The following is a 17,322-nucleotide window of genomic DNA, read 5'->3' on the forward strand; positions in this document are numbered from 1 at the left end:
CTCCTCGACGCCGTCGAGCGTGCGCCGCGGGAGGGGTCGTGCGCCCCGTCCGGACCTTCCAGTCCGGTTTCCAGTCCGGTGCCGATGTGAGCACTTTCCGGGCCCATGGGCCCGGAAAGTGCTCACGTGGGGCGGAGGCGGACCAGCTCGCGCCGGGAGGCGACGCCGAGCTTCGCGTAGACGTTCGACAGGTGGTACGCGACGGTGCGCGGGGTGATGTAGAGGTCGCGGCCGATCTCGCGGTTGGTCAGGCCGCGCGCGACGAGGGCGACGACGGCCTCCTCGTGCGGGGTGAGGCCGAGGGCCTCGTCCGGCGCCGGTGTCAGCCCGGCGGTGTGCAGGAGCTCCTCGCAGCGCGCCCGCCACGGCGCGGCGCCGAGCCGGCCGAGGGTGTCGCGGGCGCCGCGGAGCAGGTCGACGCCCGCGCGCCGCTCGCCGGCCGCGAGCAGGCGCCGCCCGATCTCGGTCTCCAGGCGCGCGACCGCGTGCGGCGCGGCGATCCCGTCGGCGCCCGCCTCGGCCACCGAGCGCGGCCGGCCGCCGTGCACGCCCAGGCGCAGCCGGGCGGCGTCCACGCGGTGCCGCCCGGCCGCCCGCTCCTCCAGCGCGGCGAGGGACTCGGCCGCCTCGCCGGTGCGCCCCAGGGCCAGCAGCGCCTCGGTCTCGAGCACCCGCGGCGCGAGCATCCCGAGCCCGTCGGCGAGCGCCCGCACGCCCGGGTCGCGCGTCGGCGCCAGCGCCTCGAGGACGCCGGCGGGATCGTCGGCCACCTCGGCGAGGCGCGCCGCGGCGATCGCCGCGCAGACGTCGACCCCCCACCAGCGCGGCCCCGATGCCGCCGCGGCCGCGAGGTGCGTCCGGGCCTCGTCGGCGCGCCCGCGCACCGCCAGCGCCTCGGCGGCGAAGGCGTGGGCGAGCGCGCCGGGCAGCGCGGTGCCGCCGTCGCGGGCGAGGGTCACGGCGAGCTCGAAGCCCTCGACGACGCCGTCGGGCGCGCCGGTGCGGTCGGCGACCGCGGGCCGGAAGGCCAGCGCGAGCGCCAGGCCGCGCACCGGTTCGCCCGCGCGGGCCCGCTGCACGGCCTCGTCGAGGTCCGCGGCGGCGGCGGGGTCGTCGCCGGCGAGGGCCGCGAGCATGCCCCGCACGATGAGCGCGTCGACCAGGGGCGGCCGGCCCTCGCCGCCGGTGGCGCCTCCCAGCACGGCGCGGGCGTCGTCGCGGCGGCCCAGCGCGGCGAGCCCGAGCACCAGCGCCAGCCCGCCCGGCAGGCGCACGTCGTCGCCCCGCGCACCCTGGGACAGGGCGACCCCGGCGGTGGCCACGGCGCGCTCCGGGTCGCCGTGCAGCAGGTGCAGGATCGCGAGGTGGGCGGCGGCGCCGGCGCGCGCCCGGTCGCCGGGGCGTTCCTCGCCGGGGTCCGACGGCTCCGTCGCGAGCGCCGCCTCGAACCACTGCCGCGCCACGCCGAAGCGGCCGGTGAACAGCGCGAGCTGGCCGAGCACCGCCGAGCGCCAGGGTCCCGGCCGGCAGCCCTCGACGGCGTCGGCGAGGGCCACCGCCCGCGCGATCTCGCCGTCGCCGATGAGCCGCGACGTGGCCGCGAGGAGCCGGCGCTCGCGGTCGTCGGGCTCGGTGGACAGGTCCGCCGCCGCGCGCAGCAGGTCGGCGGCCTCGGCGCCGGCGAGGGCGGCGCCGGGGGCCGCGACCAGCTCCTCGATCTCGAGGGCGAGGCGCGGATCGGGGCCGGCGGCGGCCGCGATCCGGTGGTCCAGCGCGGCCCGGCCGGCCATCCGGGAGGCCGCGGCGGCGTGCAGGGCCCGGCGCCGCGCCGGGGGCAGGTCGCCGCGCACGGCCGCGCGCACCAGCGGGTGCACGAACCCGATCCGCACCGGCGGCCCGCCGGGCCGCTCCTCCACGAGACCGAGCCCGACGGCCTCGTCGAGCGCCTCGCCGGGGTCGTCGAGGCCCGCGACGGCCGCGGCGAGCGCGAGCGGGGTGCTCTCGCCCAGCACGGCCGCCGCGCAGACGAGGGCGGCGGTCGGGGCCGCGGCCCGGGACAGGCGCACCAGCAGCACCGAGGGCAGGCTGCGCGGGGCGGGCAGCACGTCGGCGGTCCCCGCGAGCACCTCGGCCGGCAGCTCCTCGAGCAGCGTGCGCGCGTGCAGCGGGTGGCCGCGCGTGTGCCGCCAGAGCCGCTCCGCCGCGCCCGTCGAGCCCAGCGGCTGGCCCAGCGCCGCCGCCAGCTCCGAGAGCTCGCCGGGGTCCAGGCCCTCGAGACGGACCCGCTCCCCGGTCACCGCCAGCCTCTCCCACCAGGCGTCCGCGCCGTCCGCCGCGTCGTCCCCGAGCCCGCCCGCGGGGCTGCGGAACCCCGCGAGGACGAGGACCCGGTCGTGGCGCAGGCGCCGCAGCGCGAACACCAGCGCCCGCACCGACGCCGGGTCGGCCCACTGCACGTCGTCGAGCACGACGAGCACCGGGTCGTCGTCCGGCAGCGCGCCGAGCGCCCCGAGCAGGTCCGCCCCGACGGCCAGCGGGTCGGCCCGCGGGGCGCGGTCGGGGCGCAGGAGCGGGAAGCGGTCGAGGAGCGCGGGCGGCAGGCCGGCGATGAGCTGGTCGAGCAGGCCGTGCGCGAGCGCGGACTCGGCGGAGTCACCCGTGGCGGTGAGCCCGGCGGCCGCGCGCCGCCCGGCGGCCGCACGCGCCAGGAACGCGGTCTTGCCCGCGCCCGCCTCGCCCTCGACCCACACCACGGCCGGACGGCCCGCGCGCGCGTCCTCCCACGCGCGGTCGACCACGGCGAGCGGACCCCGCCGGCCCACGAAGACCGGTGTCGCGACGGCGCGCCGCGACCACGCGGGCTCGCGGCGCGTCGTCATGATTCAGAACGAAGCGCACCCTTCGCGGTCTGTCCAGGAACACTTCCGTGGGAAACCGCCCGGTTGCCGAGCGTGCCCGCCCCGGTCAGCGACGGACCGACAGCCCCACCCGCTGGAACTCCTTGAGGTCGGAGTAGCCGGTCTTGGCCATCGCGCGACGCAGGGCGCCGAAGAGGTTCATCGTGCCGGCGCCCGAGCGGGCGGGGCCGGTGAGCACGGTCGCGAGGTCGGGCGCCACGGTGGGCACGCGGGTGATGCCGCTGCGGGGCAGCGACGGGTGCGCCGCCGACGGCGTCCAGTACCAGCCGCCGCCCGGGGCCTCCTCGGCCGCGGCGAGCTGCTCGCCGAGCATCACGGCGTCGGCGCCGCAGGCGATGGCCTTGGCGATGTCGCCGGACGTGCTCATCGCGCCGTCGGCGATGACGTGCACGTAGCGCCCGCCGGTCTCGTCGAGGTAGTCGCGGCGCGCGGCGGCCGCGTCGACGAGCGCCGTCGCCATCGGGACACCGATCCCGAGCACGTCGTCGGTGGTGGTCGCCGCCGCCTGCCCGTAGCCGACGATCACCCCGGCGGCGCCGGTACGCATGACGTGCATCGCCGTGCGGTAATCACCGACACCGCCCGCGACCACGGGGATGTCGAGGCCCTCGATGAAGTCCTCGAGGTCGAGCGGCGGCTCGCCACCGGCGCCGGGGCCGTCCTCCGAGGTCGAGCTCCGCTGCGCTCCGTCTCCCGGTACGTGCTCCGCCGAGATGATCGTGCCCTGCACGACCAGCACCTCGACGCCCGCCGCCAGCAGCGTCGGCGTGAGCTCGCGGGCGTGCTGGGGGCTGACGCGGGCGGCGACCGTGGCCCCCGCGGCACGGAGGCGGTCGAGCGCCTCGGTGAGCAGGGCGGGCTGGACGGGCGCGGCGTGCAGGCGCTGCAGCTCCGCGACGGCCTCGGCCGGGTCGGTGGCGGCGCGGGTGATGACCTCGCCGAGCACCTTCTCCGTCTCGGCGTGCCGGGCCCACAGCCCCTCGGCGTTGAGCACGCCGAGCCCGCCGAGCTCGCCGACCCGCGCCGCGGTGACCGGGCTGACGACCGCGTCGGTCGGGTGGGTCAGCAGCGGGAGCTCGAAGCGGTAGGCGTCGAGCTGCCAGGCCGTCGAGACCGCCGACGACGACCGGGTGCGCCGCGACGGGACGATGTCGAGGTCGTCGAAGACGTAGCTGCGCTGGGCGCTGCGGTTCCGCCCGATCTCGACCTGCTCGCGCACGCGGCGGCCCTCTCCCTGCTAACGCGCGCCGTAGTTCGGCGCCTCGGCGGTCATCGTGACGTGGTGCGGGTGCGACTCGGCGAGCCCGGCCGCGGTGATGCGGACGAGGTGCGCTCGCTGCAACTCGTCGATGGTCCGCGAGCCCGTGTAGCCCATCGCCGCCCGCAGTCCGCCGACGAGCTGGTGGGCCACCTGGGCCAGCGGCCCCCGGAAGGGTACGCGGCCCTCGACGCCCTCGGGCACCAGCTTGTCGTCGGAGAGCACGTCGTCCTGGAAGTAGCGGTCCTTGGAGTAGGAGCCCTGCTGCCCGCGGCTGCGCATGGCGCCGAGCGAGCCCATGCCGCGGTAGGTCTTGAACTGCTTGCCGTCGAGCAGCACCAGGTCGCCGGGCGTCTCGGCCGTGCCCGCGAGCAGCGAGCCCAGCATGACGGTGCCGGCGCCGGTCGCGAGGGCCTTCGCGATGTCGCCGGAGGACTGCAGGCCGCCGTCCCCGATGATCGGGACGCCGTGCGGCGCGGCGGCGGCCGCGGCCTCGTGGATCGCGGTGATCTGCGGGACGCCGACGCCGGCGATGACGCGCGTGGTGCAGATCGAGCCGGGGCCGACGCCGACCTTCACCGCGTCCGCGCCCGCGTCCACCAGCGCCTGGGCGCCGGCGCGCGTGGCGACGTTGCCGCCGACGACCTCGACCCGCTCGCCGAGCTCCTGCTTGAGCTTGGCCACCATCGCGGTGACCGCCCGCGAGTGGCCGTGCGCGGTGTCGACGACGAGCACGTCCACCCCGGCGTCGACCAGCGCCATGGCCCGCGACCACGCGTCGTCACCGACACCCACCGCGGCGCCGCAGAGCAGCCGGCCGTCGGGGTCCTTGGTCGCGAGGGGGTACTGCTCGGTCTTGACGAAGTCCTTGACGGTGATGAGGCCGCGCAGGATGCCCGCACCGTCGACCAGGGGCAGCTTCTCGATCTTGCGGCGGCGCAGCAGCCCGAGGGCGGCCTCGGCGGTGACGCCGACTTGCGCGGTGACGAGGTCCTCGGCGGTCATCACCTCGCGCACCCGGCGCGAGTGGTCGACCTCGAAGCGCATGTCCCGGTTGGTGATGATGCCGACCAGGCGCCCGCCCTCGTCGACGACGGGCAGCCCGGAGATCCGGAACTTGGCGCACAGCGCGTCGACGTCGGCGAGGGTGTCGTCCGGCGAGCACGTCACGGGGTCGGTCACCATGCCGGCCTCGGACCGCTTGACCACCTCGACCTGGGCCGCCTGCTCCTCGGCCGGGAGGTTGCGGTGCAGCACGCCCATGCCGCCCTGGCGCGCCATCGCGATCGCCATGCGGGACTCCGTGACGGTGTCCATCGCGGAGCTGACGAGCGGGACCCGCAGCGTGACCCGGCGCGTCAGGCGCGCCGACGTGTCCGCCTCGGAGGGCACCACGTCCGACTCGCCCGGCAGGAGCATGACGTCGTCGAAGGTGAGTCCGAGCAACGCGAACTTCTCGGGCAGACCGGGCTCCGTCAGCACCATGCCCCCGATCGTAGTCCGCACTCCGACGGGGTCCCCCGGGCGCGCACACCGCCGCTGGGTGACGCGAGCCGCAGGTTGGGTAAATTGCTGGTCGTGGGCTACGAAGCGCTGCCGCCCGATCCGTTCGCGGGAGACCCCGCGGACCCCGCTCGCGCGCTCGGGGGACAGGACGCCGACGCTCCCGACGACGCGCCCCTCGACGACGCCGAGCGCGACGAGGTGGTGGCCGACCTCGGCGACCTCGCGGTGTTCGAGGCCCTGCTCGCGCCCCGGGGCATCCGCGGCGTGGTGGTCGACTGCGAGGACTGCTCCGAGCAGCACTACCACGACTGGGACCTGCTGCGGGCGAGCCTGCAGCAGCTGCTCGACGAGGGCCACATGCGCCCGCACGAGCCCCCGTTCGACCCGGACCCGGCCGCCTACGTCACGTGGGAGTACTGCCGGGGCTTCGCGGACGCGACGCTCGCGGAGTAGCAGACCTCACACACGGAACGGCCCGGCCCCCCGAGGGGGACCGGGCCGTTTCGGCGTTCGGCGGGGTGTCAGCCCGTGGTGGGCGAGGTCGGCCCGGTGCTGGACGACATCCCGCTCGGGGTCGGCGTCGTGCCGGGAGGGTCCTCCGTGCCGCGCGTCGACGGGTCGACCGTCTGCGGCTCCGGGCTCGGGGAGTCCTCCGCGGGCGGCGCCGCCGGCTCGGCCGGCTCCGGAGCGGGGGTCTCCTCCGGCGACTGCGCCGCGCCGGAGGGCTCGGACGTGCGCTGCGACGAGCCGGACGAGGGCTCGCGGCTCGAGGGCGACGGGTCGCTCTCGATCGACGTCTGCACCCGGTCGCGCTCGGCCACCAGCGGGGCCCGCTGCTCGGGGGCGACCTGCGGGATGGCGATGTTGGCCTGGGCCAGCTCGCGGCGGGCGGTCTGGGTGTCGCCGCGGGCGAGGGCGCCGTTGGCGGCCTCGATGCGGTTGCGGACCTCCTCGACCCGCTCGACGCCCTGGGCGCGCTCGGAGAAGAAGACCTTGGAGACGCCCCAGAGGGTGTCGCCGGGCATGGCGCCGTGCACCGCGACCGTGAGGCCCGCGCAGGCGACCGCGGCGGCGACCGCGGCGATGGCGAACGGCATCCGCCGCCGGCCCCGCGAACGCAGCCGGTCGCGACTCTCGTGACCCGCGGCGACGGCCTCGGCGGCCTCGTCGAGCGTCACGAGCTCGGGCATCGGATCGGCCTCGATGTCGGCCCGCCACGCCGCGAGGATCGCCGCGAGGCGGTCGTCGTCGGTGCCGCCGAAGCCGTACGCGCCGGTGTCACCCGCTGCGCCGGCACCGCCGGCGAGCGCGTCGATCAGGGCGTCGTCCGCCCGGACCGCCGCGAGGTCGACGGGGCCGTCGACGAGGTCACCCTCGGACCCGCCCGACGCCCGGTGGCCGCCCACTCAACTCACCTCTTCCGAGATCGCGGACACCGCGGTCCGCAGTTTCGACAACGCCCGGTGCTGGGCCACCCGTACCGCCCCAGGGGTGGACTCGACCGCTTCCGCGGTTTCCTCCGCCGACAGTCCAACGACGACACGCAGCACGAGGATTTCCCTCTGTTTGGGCGGCAGCGTGTCGAGGAGTTGACCCATCTGGACGGACAACGCTCCATTGAGTGCTCGCTGCTCGGGTCCGTCCCGGGGATCGAGCTCCTCCGGGAGCTCCTCCACGGGTTCGGACCGGCTGCGGGCCACCGAACGGTGGGCGTCGACGACCTTGTGGGCCGCGATGCCGTAGACGAAGGCCAGGAACGGGCGGCCCTGATCGCGGTATCCCGGCAGTGCGGTGAGCACGGCCAAGCACACCTCCTGGGCCACGTCGTCGGCCGAGGCCGATGACCGTTCCTGCCGGCCGATGCGCGCGCGGCAGTACCGCACGACCAACGGCCGGATGATCGCGAGAACGCGGTTGAGGGCCGAGCGGTCGCCGTCGTTGGCGGCGGCGACCAGTCCCTCGAGGTCGTTCCCTGCGTCAGTCATCGCTGCACGTGGCCCCGGTGTTACGCGGGGCGGTGGCGCCGTGTGCATCGGGGTCGGTGCCACCGCCGGTCGGTCCGGCACACCGGCCGAGGTGAGAGGGCCGGGCGCCATGGTCGACTCAGCGTACCGGGCGGTCTGCGGCCCCGAACCAGGCCGCGGCGCGGCGTTCGCCCGATCCGGGCCACGCCACCGGTCCGCGGCACGGTGGACCGCCCGCGGGATGCCGATCACCGGCGTCGGGACGTCGTCGGCGTGGACCCCGCGGGGCGGGCCGACCGGACTTCCCGAACGACCGTCGTTCCGATACGCGGTCAGGAGACCAGGCCCCGTCGGAAGCCGTGCGCGACGGCCTGCGCACGGTCGCGGACACCCAGCTTGCGGAACAGGCGGCGGGCGTGGGTCTTCACCGTGTCCTCGGACAGGTAGAGCTCCCGGCCGATCTGGCCGTTGCTCTTGCCCTGCGCCATCCCGCGCAGCACCTGCAGCTCCCGCTCGGTGAGCTGGACGCCCGAGTCGGCGGGGGTGCGCGGCGCGGGCACCGAGGTACTGGCCAGCGTGTGGGCGAGCGCCGCGACCAGCTCGGGCCGGGACGCGTCCCACCGCAGGTAGCCCCGGGCGCCGCCGGCGATCGCCGCGGCGATGCTGCCCGAGTCGTCGGGGGCACCGAAGACGATGACGTTGGCCTGCGGGTGGGCGGCGACGAGGCGTCGGGTGGCCTCCACCCCGGTGGGCACCGCGCGTTGGGTACCGACCAGGACGACGTCGACCGTCTGCCGCGAGAAGCGGGTGAGCAGTTCGTCGCCGTGGGCGACGCAGTCGATGCGGTGGACACCCGGGACCGCGGACATCACCCTGGTGAGGCCTTCACGGACGCTGCGACGGTCGTCGCAGATCAGCACCGTGGTCACGGGAGCTCCTTTCTGCAGCGACCCTGCAGCCGATGAGCGAGCACTCTCCCCCATCGGCGCGCTCAGCGACGAGCTTGACCCGCCGCCCGGAGCGAATTCGGTCCGCCGTCCGGCCGGTTCACGTCCGCGGTCGGCTCCCCGCTCGGCGTGCCGGTCCATGCGCTCTCCTAATACGACGGGCGCAGGACGTGCCACGCCTCGATGGGGCTGAGGGTCCTCCACGGCTGATCGGCGCCGGTTGGTGGACCGACCGGCCGGTGTGGCGACCCTCCCCCTGTTCAACGTGCGGGCGACCCTACGGTGACGACCGGAGATCCGCCGGTGACGACCGTCCGGCGACACTCCCGTGTACTCCGCGTGCGGGGAATGATCACGGATCGGAGCCGGTTCGGCAAGCACCCCGACATGTAGGGGACCGCTCGGCGATGAATACATCGGGGAATGGCGCACGTCGCATGCCCTTGTCGGGTCGTGCACAACCGCCATAGGGTCCGTCATGGTCGTCGCGGTCCGCGCCGATGCGCGTACTCAGCGTGACGATCAGCAGCAGGACCCGCGGGTCCACGCGACGTGGAGGTGGCGCATGGCCGACGTCCGCCGGCTGCCCGGACCCAACGCTGATGTGTGGGACTGGCAGCGACTCGGGGCCTGCCGGGGCATGGACAGCACGTTCTTCTTCCACCCGGACGGCGAGCGCGGGCCCGCGCGGGCCCACCGTGAGCGGCGCGCCAAGGCGGTCTGCCGCGGGTGCCCGGTCATCGAGCCCTGCCGCCGGCACGCCATCGCCGCCGGCGAGCCCTACGGCATCTGGGGCGGGATGTCCGAGTCCGAGCGCGTCGCGGCCGCCACCGGCCGCCCCCGCCGCCTGGGCTGAGGCACGCACGAGAACGGGCCCCCAGCCGATGGCTGGGGGCCCGTCGCTCGTTCACGCACTCGGCGAGCGCCGGAGCGCGCCGGAGGTCGGTAGGCAGCGCGACGAAGGAGGGCTGACTGCCGTATCTCCTTGGCGCGACCGACTAGTGACCGTGGCCGTGCCCGTGGCCGTGGCCGCCCGCGGCGGCGGCCGGCTCCTCCTCCTCGGGCTTGTCCACGACGGCGCTCTCCGTGGTGAGCACCATGCGGGCGATGGAGGTGGCGTTCTCCAGGGCGGAGCGCGTCACCTTCACCGGGTCGATGATGCCGGCGGCCATGAGGTCGCCGTACTTCTCGGCCGCGGCGTCGTAGCCGCTGCCCCAGCCCGCCTCGGAGACGCGGGCGGTGACGACGGCACCCTCGAGCCCCGCGTTGCGGGCGATGGCCTTGAGCGGCGCCGAGAGCGCCCGGCGCACGAGGGCCACGCCGGTGGCCTCGTCGCCGGTGCGGCCGAGGCCGTCGGCGAGCTCGGCCGCGGCGTGCAGCAGCGCGCTGCCGCCCCCGGGGACGATGCCCTCCTCCACGGCCGCGCGGGTGGCGGCGATGGCGTCCTCGATGCGGTGCTTGCGCTCCTTCATCTCGGTCTCGGTGGCCGCGCCGACCTTGATGACGGCGACGCCGCCGGCGAGCTTCGCCAGCCGCTCCTGCAGCTTCTCGCGGTCCCAGTCGGAGTCGGTCTCCTCGATCTCACGCCGGATCAGGGCGACGCGGGCGTCGACCGTCTCGCGGCGGCCGCCGCCCTCGATGAGGGTCGTGGCGTCCTTGGTGACGACCGCGCGCCGCGCGGTGCCGAGCACCTCGGGGCCGACCTCGGACAGCTTGATGCCGACCTCGGGGTTGACGACCGTGGCGCCCGTGGCCGCCGCGAGGTCGTCCAGGAACGCCTTGCGTCGGTCGCCGAAGAACGGCGCCTTGACCGCGGCGACCTTGACGGTCTTGCGGATGGAGTTGACGACGAGGGTCGACAGGGCCTCGGCCTCGACGTCCTCGGCGATGATCAGCAGCGGCTTGCCGCCCTCGACGACCTTCTCCAGCAGCGGGAGCAGGTCCTGGATCGAGCTGATCTTCTCGCGGTGCAGGAGGATCTGGGCGTCCTCGAGCACGGCCTCCATCGAGTCGTTGTCGGTGACGAAGTAGGGCGAGATGTAGCCCTTGTCGAACTGCAGACCCTCGGTGATCTCCAGCTCGGTGGCGAGCGTCGAGGCCTCCTCGACGGTGATGACGCCGTCCTCGCCGACCTTCTCCATGGCCTCGCCGATGAGGTCGCCGATCGTCTGGTCGCGCGAGGCGACCGCGCCGACGGCGGCGATGCCCTGGCGGCCGTCGACCGGGGTGGCCCTGGCGCGCAGGACCTCGGTGACCTTCTCGGTGGCGGCGAGCATGCCGGCACCGAGCGCCGTCGGGTTGGCCCCGGCGGCCAGGTTGCGCAGGCCCTCGGAGACGAGCGCCTGCGCGAGGACGGTGGCCGTGGTCGTGCCGTCGCCCGCGACGTCGTTGGTCTTCGTCGCGACGTTCTTCGCCAGCTGCGCACCGAGGTTCTCGAACGGGTCGTCGAGCTCGATCTCACGGGCGATGGTGACGCCGTCGTTGGTGATCGTCGGACCACCGAACTTCTTCTCCAGGACGACGTGACGGCCCCGGGGTCCGAGGGTCACGGTGACCGCGTGCGCCAGCTGGTCGACACCGCGCTCGAGCGCGCGGCGAGCGGTCTCGTCGAAGGTGATCTGTTTCGGCACGTACTTCCTTCCTCGCGGGCTCGCCGGAAACGACGCCGCCCCGGCGCCCCGTCGGGGCCACCGGGGCGGCGTTCGTCATCCTGCGGAGCGCACGGGTCCTAGTTGACGACCGCGAGCACGTCGCGCGAGGAGAGGACCAGGTAGTCCTCACCGTTGTACTTGATCTCCGTGCCGCCGTACTTCGAGAAGATGACGACGTCACCCACGGCGACGTCGAGGGGGATGCGGTTCCCCTTGTCGTCCACGCGGCCCGGGCCGACGGCGAGGACCTTGCCCTCCTGGGGCTTCTCCTTCGCCGTGTCCGGGATGACGATGCCGGAAGCCGTCGTGGTCTCGGCCTCGCTGGCCTGCACCACGAGCTTGTCCTCGAGCGGCTTGATGTTCACGCTGGCCACGTCGGTGACCTCCACCTGTCTGGGGTCGGAGCGGATGCGTCCTGTTGTCTTCACGGCGCCGGGGGTCCGCCCCGTCGTCGCGGGTGCCGAGGCGGCTCCGACGCCGTGCTGATTGGCACTCTAGCGCCGAGAGTGCCAAGTCATCAACGAGGGTCGGCCGTGTGTGTCGGCGGGGGCGGGTCGCCGCCGGGGAGCCGTCGCATCGTGTAGGCGTCCGCACCCGAGGTGTAGTACCGGCGTCGGGTACCCAGCACGGTGAAACCGACGCCGCGGTAGAGCCCCAGCGCGGCCTCGTTGTCGACGCGGACCTCGAGGTACGTCGTCGCGCCGATCCCGTCGGCGGCGGCGAGCAGCCCGTCGAGCAGGGCGCGCCCGATGCCCCGGCCCTGGTGGGCGGGGTCGACCCCGATGGTGTGGATCTCGGCCTCGGCCTGCTGCCCGAGGCGGCCGGGCAGCAGGGCCACCCCGCCGTAGCCGATCAGCAGGCCCTCGTCGCGGGCCGCGAGGTAGCGGTGGCCTGCGCGCAGCTCGTCGCGGAAGGCCCGCGCGCTCCACGGGTCGTCGCCCGGGAAGAGGATCGCCTCGAGCTCGGCGCACCGGTCGGCGTCGTCCGGGGCGAGCGCGTCGAGGACGATCACGAGCGGGTGACCGCCTTCGGTGCCCCCGGCGGCACCGCGTCCGGGCGGCGCAGGTACAGCGGCACCAGGGGGCCGGGGTCGGCGCCGGCGCGCAGGGCGGGCGCGGCGACCGCGACGAGCCCGTCGGGCCGGGGGCCGGGGGTGTCGCCGGGCGCGCCCACCTTCTCCGCGGCGTCGCCCACGACCCGGTCGACGGGGCCGAGGTCGCCGTCGGGCCCGAGGCGCGCGGCGAGCTCGGCGGGCGCGACGACCTCGGGGCCGTGGGTCCGCACGCCGTCGGCGAACAGGCTCCAGTAGACCTCGCGGCGGCGGGCGTCGGTGACCACCAGCAGGCGCCCGGGCACCCCGACGGCCAGCGCGTCGTGCGTCGGGACGCCGTGCACCGGGACGCCGAGGCCGTCGCCCATCGCGGCGGCCGTCACGAGCCCGACGCGCAGGCCGGTGAACGGCCCGGGACCCAGGCCGGCGACGACGGCGTCGAGGTCGGCGCGCGTGCGCCCCGCCTCGGCGAGGGCGTCCGCGACGGCGGGCGCGAGGAGCTCGGCGTGCGCGCGGGCGCCCTCGGCGTCGCGGGCCGCGAGCGTCACGGGCGCGCCGTGGTCGGGCAGCTCGACGACCCCGGCGGTGATGCGGGCGGTGGCGGTGTCGAGGGCCAGGACGAGCACGGAGGAGAACCCTACGGACCGACCAGTCGCGCGGGTCCGCGGAGGTGCGCCTCGCGGGCCTCCGGATCGTCGACGGTGCCGGTCCGGTCGAGGCGCACGAGCAGGTGCTCGGCGACCAGGTGCTCGGCGACCCCCTCGCCCCACTCGATCACGACGGCGGCGCGGGTGAGGTCGGTGTCGAGGTCGAGGTCGTCGAGCTGCGCGGCGACCTCGCGCGGGTCCGGGGTGACGGCGGTGCCGACCCCGAGCCGGTACGCGTCGACGTGCACGAGGACGACCCCGCGCCCGCCCAGGGCCGCGGGCAGCGGCGGGTGCTCGCGGGCGATGACGAAGGTCGGCGACGTCACCGGGCCCTCGACGCCGAGGCCCTCGCCGACGCCCGCGGCGAGGCAGGTCTTGCCGGCACCGAGCGGGCCCGCGAGCACGACGAGGTCGCCGGGCCGCAGGCGCGCGCCGATCGCGCGTCCCAGGGCCGCCGTGTCCGCCGCGGTGGGGAGCTCGACGCGGCGGTCGGTGATCACCTCAGGCACGGCGGCGGGGCCGGCGCAGGCCGCGGCGCGGGCGGTCGGCGGAGCCGGGGCCGCCGGGGCGCAGGCGCCGCAGGACCTGGCTGCGGTGGGTGCAGCGGCGCAGCAGCTCGAGCAGCGCCGCGTCGAACTCCCCGGGCTGTTCGAGCATCGCCATGTGCCCGGCGCCCTCGAGCGGCAGGAGCTCGGCGTGCGGCATCTCCGCCGCGATGAGCTCGGAGTGCTCGTAGGGGATCATCCGGTCCAGCGTCCCGCCCGCGACGAGCACCTCGCACTGCGACAGGCCCGCCAGCGCCGCGCGCCGGTTGTGGGTGGAGAGCGTGTTGGCGAACGACGTCAGCGCGTCGAGCGGGGTGGCCGCGATCGTGCGGTCGACGAGGTCGACCAGCGCGGGGTCGGTGCTGCGGTCGCCGAACGAGAGCCCCTGCACGAACGCCCAGATGACGTTGCCCGCGGCGCGGCGCACCCGGTCGGCGAAGGCGGGCTGCCAGTGCGCGATGCGGCCGAGGACGTTCACCGTCGGGTTGCGGTGCGACAGCACGGCCTGCTTGAGCCCGCCGGCCATGACATCGCCCGCCGACGTGCACACCAGCGCGACGCCCGCGACCCGCTCGCGGAACAGCTTCGGGTTGCGCTCGGCCAGCGCCATGATCGTCATGCCGCCCATGGAGTGGCCGACGAGCACGATCGGCCCCTCGGGCACGACGGCGCGCAGGATGGCATCGAGGTCCGAGCCGAGCTGGGCGATGGTGCACGAGCGCGCGCCGGCCTGCCCGGAGCGGCCGTGGCGGCGCTGGTCGTAGAGGACCGTGCGCACGGCGGGCTCGGTGAGCTCGGAGAGCATGCGGCGCTGGAAGTGCCAGCACTTGCGGTCCAGGGCGAAGCCGTGCACGAGGACGACGGTCAGCTCGGGCTTCGCGCCCGGGGTGACCGGGTCGACCTCCTCCACCGAGAGCCGGACGCCGTCGTCGGCGGCCACCGAGGACTCCCGCCCCGGCGGCAGCAGGCCCAGCTGCGAGGGGTGGGCCTTCTCCTCCTCCGAGAGCCGCTCGCGCTGGCGCAGGATGCGGTGGCGGGCGCGCCCGGCACCGACGGCGCCCGCGGCGGCCGCGCCGCCGATCACCGCACCGGCGACCGCTCCGGCGACACCGCCGGGGGAGATCCGGTGGTCCCTGCTGTCAGCCATCCGCGGACGCCCCGTGCGTGCGCGTCACGCGCGGACGACAGCCGACGCCGGTGACGACCTCGTAGTGGATGGTGTCGAGCCACTGCGCCCACTCCGGGGCGGTCGGCTCGCCGGCGTCGCCGGGGCCGAACAGCAGGACCTCGTCGCCGGGGGTGACGTCGCCGGGGAAGGCGTCGGCGGGGCCGAGGTCGACCACGACCTGGTCCATGCACACGCGGCCCACGACCGGGCGGCGTCGCCCGGCGAGCTGCACCGTCATCGTCCCTCCGAGCCGTCGCGGCACCCCGTCGGCGTACCCCGTCGGCACCAGCGCCAGCACCCGGTCGTCGGGGGCCACCCACTCGTGACCGTAGGACACACCTTCCCCGGCGGCCACGCGTTTGACCAGCGCCACGCGCGTGCGGAACGTCATGACCGGACGCAGACCGTGACGGTCGGGGGCCTCCAGGGGGTCTAGGCCGTAGACGGCGATCCCGGGCCGGACGAGGTCGAGGTGCAGGTCCGGACGGGTGAGCGTGGCGGCGGAGTTCGCGAGGTGCCGCCACGGACGCTGACCGCCGAGACGCTCCCCCGCGGCGCGCCAGGCCTCGTCGAGCCGTTTCGCCTGGACGTCGATCGTGGGGTGGTCGGGCGCGTCGGCGTGCGCGAGGTGCGACCACACGGCGGCCACCTCGACCCCGCCCGCGGCGCGCGCGGCCTCGACGGCGTCGAGGAGGTCGCCCCAGGCCTCGGGCGGGCAGCCGTTGCGGCTGAGCCCGGTGTCGATCTTCAGGTGCACGCGCGCCGGGCGACCCGCCCGTCCGGCCCCGGCGACGACGCCCTCGAGCTCGGCGCGGGAGGAGACGCCGAGGTCGACCTCGTCGGCGACGGCGGGCGCGAAGTCGTCGTCGGGCAGGTGCAGCCACGACAGCACCGGAGCGCTGATGCCCGCGGCGCGCAGCTGCGCGGCCTCCTCGAGGGTGCAGACGCCGAGCCAGGTCGCCCCCGACGCGAGCGCGGTGCGCGCGGTCTCGACCGCCCCGTGCCCGTAGCCGTCGGCCTTGACCACGGCCATCGTCGCGGCGCCCGAGGCGCGGGCGAGGCCGGCGAGCAGGCCGACGTTGTGGGCGAGGGCGTCGTGGTCGATGCGGGCCTCGACGCGGGGTCTCGTCACTCTCGGACCTCCCGGATCGCGCGGGGCAGGGCCTGCTGGATGGACGACGCCGGTACGGGCGAGCCCGGTCCGTCCGCCGCGCCGGCGCCGATGTCGGCCGCCCGTGCGTGCACGAACGCCGCGCAGCCGCCGGCCCACCAGGGGTCGAGGCCGGCGGCGAGCAGCGCGCCGGCGACGCCGGAGAGCACGTCGCCCGACCCCGCGGTGGCGAGCCAGGCGCTGCCCGCGGGGTGCACCAGCACGCGGCCGTCGGGGGCGGCGACGATCGTGGCGTTGCCCTTGAGCAGCACGGTGACGCCGAGGTCGGCGGCGGCGCGCCGGGCGGAGTCGACGCGGTCGTCGGTGAGCTCCGCGACGCGGGCGAACTCGCCGGCGTGCGGGGTGATGAGCACGGGGTTGCCGGCGGCCTTCTCCCGCAGCTCGGCGTGCTGCCCGAGCAGCGTCACCGCGTCGGCGTCGGCGAGCACGGGCAGGCCGGCGTCGAGGACGTGGGCGAGGGTGCGCGCGCCGGCGTCGTCGGTGCCCAGACCGGGTCCGACCACCCAGGCCTGCACGCGCCCGGCGTCCTCGACGGTGGCGGTGGCGACGATCTCGGGCCAGGCGGCGCGCACCTCGTCGGCGGCGCTGCCCGCGTAGCGGACCATCCCGCTGGTCGCGAGCGCCGCCGCGCCGCTCGCGAGGACCGCGGCGCCCGGGTAGGTGGCGCTGCCGGCGGCGATGCCGACGACGCCCTGGGTGTACTTGTCGTCGCCGGGACCGGGCACGGGCCAACGAGCGCCGACGTCGCCGGCCTCGAGCACGTGCACCGGGGCGGGCGGCAGCTCCGGGCCGATGCCGATGTCGATCAGCGTGACGGGGCCGCAGCGGGGCGCGGCGAGCACGTGGACCGGCTTGCGGGCGCCGAAGGTGACGGTGGCGGCGGCCGTGACGGCTGTGCCGTCGGGGTCGCCGGGCACCCCGGTGAGCGGGTCGACGCCGCTGGGGGTGTCGACGGCGAGGACCGGGATCCCCGCGGTGGCGGCGGCCCGCGCGAGCGTGGCGGCCTCGGGCCGCAGGCCGCCCCGCGCGCCGGTGCCGACGATCGCGTCGAGGACGAGGTCCGCCCGCTCGACGGCGAGCACGCCGGACTCGACTCGGGTGAGGGTGCGGCCCTTCTGCCTGCGCAGCGCGGCGAGGCCCTCGGGGTGCGCGCGGTCCGGGCTGAGCAGCACGGCGGTGACGGCGACCCCGCGCCGGCGCAGCTCGTAGCCGGCCCAGAGCCCGTCGCCGCCGTTGTTGCCCGCGCCGGCGAGCACGACGACGCGGCGCCCGCTGATGCCGCCGGTGCGCCGCTCGAGCTCGGCGAGCGCGACCTGGGCGACGCCCCGCGCCGCGCGGCGCATGAGCGCGCCCTCCGGGGTCCGCGCCAGCACCGGCTCCTCGGCCGCGCGCACCTGCTCGGGCGTCCAGACGCCGTACACCCCGGCTGCCTCCTCCGCCGTATGTGAGTGGTTTGCTGCCCGATATGGCGGGAAAACCCACACAATGCCCGCGAA

General features: G+C 76.1%; 16 protein-coding genes. 2 read left to right on the top strand and 14 right to left on the bottom strand.

What is annotated here, in order from left to right; translation table 11 throughout:
- Positions 1 to 122 precede the first annotated feature (122 nt).
- The 3 genes from WCD58_RS32590 to guaB form a co-directional block, all read right to left on the bottom strand.
- Positions 123 to 2,879 carry an AAA family ATPase gene (locus WCD58_RS32590; protein ID WP_337707311.1) on the bottom strand — a complete coding sequence of 919 codons (2,757 nt, stop codon included), beginning with the start codon at positions 2,877 to 2,879 and terminating at the stop codon, positions 123 to 125.
- Between the two features lie 85 nt (positions 2,880 to 2,964).
- Entirely contained in the window at positions 2,965 to 4,137 is a 1,173-nt protein-coding gene (locus WCD58_RS32595; protein ID WP_337707313.1) for a GuaB3 family IMP dehydrogenase-related protein, read from the bottom strand.
- Between the two features lie 18 nt (positions 4,138 to 4,155).
- Positions 4,156 to 5,661, bottom strand: a complete 1,506-nt coding sequence (gene guaB / locus WCD58_RS32600) for an IMP dehydrogenase (protein ID WP_337707315.1) — start codon at positions 5,659 to 5,661, stop codon at positions 4,156 to 4,158.
- A gap of 87 nt (positions 5,662 to 5,748) precedes the next feature.
- Between guaB and WCD58_RS32605 the strand changes: the two genes are divergently transcribed.
- Positions 5,749 to 6,135: a DUF5319 domain-containing protein gene (locus WCD58_RS32605; protein WP_337707324.1), complete on the top strand. Its 387-nt coding sequence runs from the start codon at positions 5,749 to 5,751 to the stop codon at positions 6,133 to 6,135.
- A gap of 68 nt (positions 6,136 to 6,203) precedes the next feature.
- On the opposite strand, the gene WCD58_RS32610 is transcribed toward WCD58_RS32605, so the two are convergent.
- The 3 genes from WCD58_RS32610 to WCD58_RS32620 all read right to left on the bottom strand — a co-directional run bounded on the left by WCD58_RS32610 (position 6,204) and on the right by WCD58_RS32620 (position 8,575).
- Positions 6,204 to 7,088 carry an anti-sigma-D factor RsdA gene (locus tag WCD58_RS32610; protein WP_337707316.1) on the bottom strand — a complete coding sequence of 295 codons (885 nt, stop codon included), beginning with the start codon at positions 7,086 to 7,088 and terminating at the stop codon, positions 6,204 to 6,206.
- Positions 7,089 to 7,667 (bottom strand): sigma-70 family RNA polymerase sigma factor, encoded by a 579-nt coding sequence (locus WCD58_RS32615; protein WP_337707317.1) that lies wholly within the window; start codon positions 7,665 to 7,667, stop codon positions 7,089 to 7,091.
- Between the two features lie 311 nt (positions 7,668 to 7,978).
- On the bottom strand, positions 7,979 to 8,575 hold the full coding sequence (locus WCD58_RS32620; RefSeq protein WP_116709579.1) for a response regulator transcription factor: 597 nt from the start codon (positions 8,573 to 8,575) through the stop codon (positions 7,979 to 7,981).
- A 583-nt stretch (positions 8,576 to 9,158) separates the two neighbouring features.
- Between WCD58_RS32620 and WCD58_RS32625 the strand changes: the two genes are divergently transcribed.
- Positions 9,159 to 9,449 carry a WhiB family transcriptional regulator gene (locus WCD58_RS32625; RefSeq protein WP_337707318.1) on the top strand — a complete coding sequence of 97 codons (291 nt, stop codon included), beginning with the start codon at positions 9,159 to 9,161 and terminating at the stop codon, positions 9,447 to 9,449.
- A gap of 142 nt (positions 9,450 to 9,591) precedes the next feature.
- Here the strand turns inward: WCD58_RS32625 and groL are convergent, their stop codons facing one another.
- The 8 genes from groL to WCD58_RS32665 all read right to left on the bottom strand — a co-directional run bounded on the left by groL (position 9,592) and on the right by WCD58_RS32665 (position 17,247).
- The gene (gene groL, locus WCD58_RS32630) at positions 9,592 to 11,223 is read right to left on the bottom strand and encodes a chaperonin GroEL (protein WP_337707319.1); all 1,632 of its coding nucleotides are present in this window, start codon (positions 11,221 to 11,223) and stop codon (positions 9,592 to 9,594) included.
- Between the two features lie 98 nt (positions 11,224 to 11,321).
- Complete coding sequence (gene groES / locus WCD58_RS32635; RefSeq protein WP_507237354.1) at positions 11,322 to 11,618, bottom strand: co-chaperone GroES; 297 nt, start codon at positions 11,616 to 11,618, stop codon at positions 11,322 to 11,324.
- A gap of 143 nt (positions 11,619 to 11,761) precedes the next feature.
- Complete coding sequence (gene rimI / locus WCD58_RS32640; protein WP_337707325.1) at positions 11,762 to 12,253, bottom strand: ribosomal protein S18-alanine N-acetyltransferase; 492 nt, start codon at positions 12,251 to 12,253, stop codon at positions 11,762 to 11,764.
- Positions 12,253 to 12,921: a tRNA (adenosine(37)-N6)-threonylcarbamoyltransferase complex dimerization subunit type 1 TsaB gene (gene tsaB, locus WCD58_RS32645; protein ID WP_337707320.1), complete on the bottom strand. Its 669-nt coding sequence runs from the start codon at positions 12,919 to 12,921 to the stop codon at positions 12,253 to 12,255. The genes rimI and tsaB overlap by 1 nt, the downstream gene beginning before the upstream one ends.
- An 11-nt stretch (positions 12,922 to 12,932) precedes the next feature.
- Positions 12,933 to 13,439 carry a tRNA (adenosine(37)-N6)-threonylcarbamoyltransferase complex ATPase subunit type 1 TsaE gene (gene tsaE / locus WCD58_RS32650; RefSeq protein WP_337707326.1) on the bottom strand — a complete coding sequence of 169 codons (507 nt, stop codon included), beginning with the start codon at positions 13,437 to 13,439 and terminating at the stop codon, positions 12,933 to 12,935.
- 4 nt (positions 13,440 to 13,443) lie between these two features.
- Positions 13,444 to 14,634: an alpha/beta fold hydrolase gene (locus tag WCD58_RS32655; RefSeq protein WP_337707321.1), complete on the bottom strand. Its 1,191-nt coding sequence runs from the start codon at positions 14,632 to 14,634 to the stop codon at positions 13,444 to 13,446.
- Positions 14,627 to 15,787, bottom strand: coding sequence for an alanine racemase (gene alr, locus WCD58_RS32660; RefSeq protein WP_337707322.1), 1,161 nt, complete (start codon positions 15,785 to 15,787; stop codon positions 14,627 to 14,629). The genes WCD58_RS32655 and alr overlap by 8 nt, the downstream gene beginning before the upstream one ends.
- Positions 15,784 to 17,247, bottom strand: a complete 1,464-nt coding sequence (locus WCD58_RS32665; protein WP_337707323.1) for an NAD(P)H-hydrate dehydratase — start codon at positions 17,245 to 17,247, stop codon at positions 15,784 to 15,786. Before WCD58_RS32665 ends, alr begins: the two co-directional genes overlap by 4 nt.
- Positions 17,248 to 17,322 lie beyond the last annotated feature (75 nt).

The organism is Actinomycetospora flava, from assembly GCF_037400335.1.
In the GTDB taxonomy this organism is placed as follows: Bacteria; Actinomycetota; Actinomycetes; order Mycobacteriales; family Pseudonocardiaceae; genus Actinomycetospora; species Actinomycetospora flava.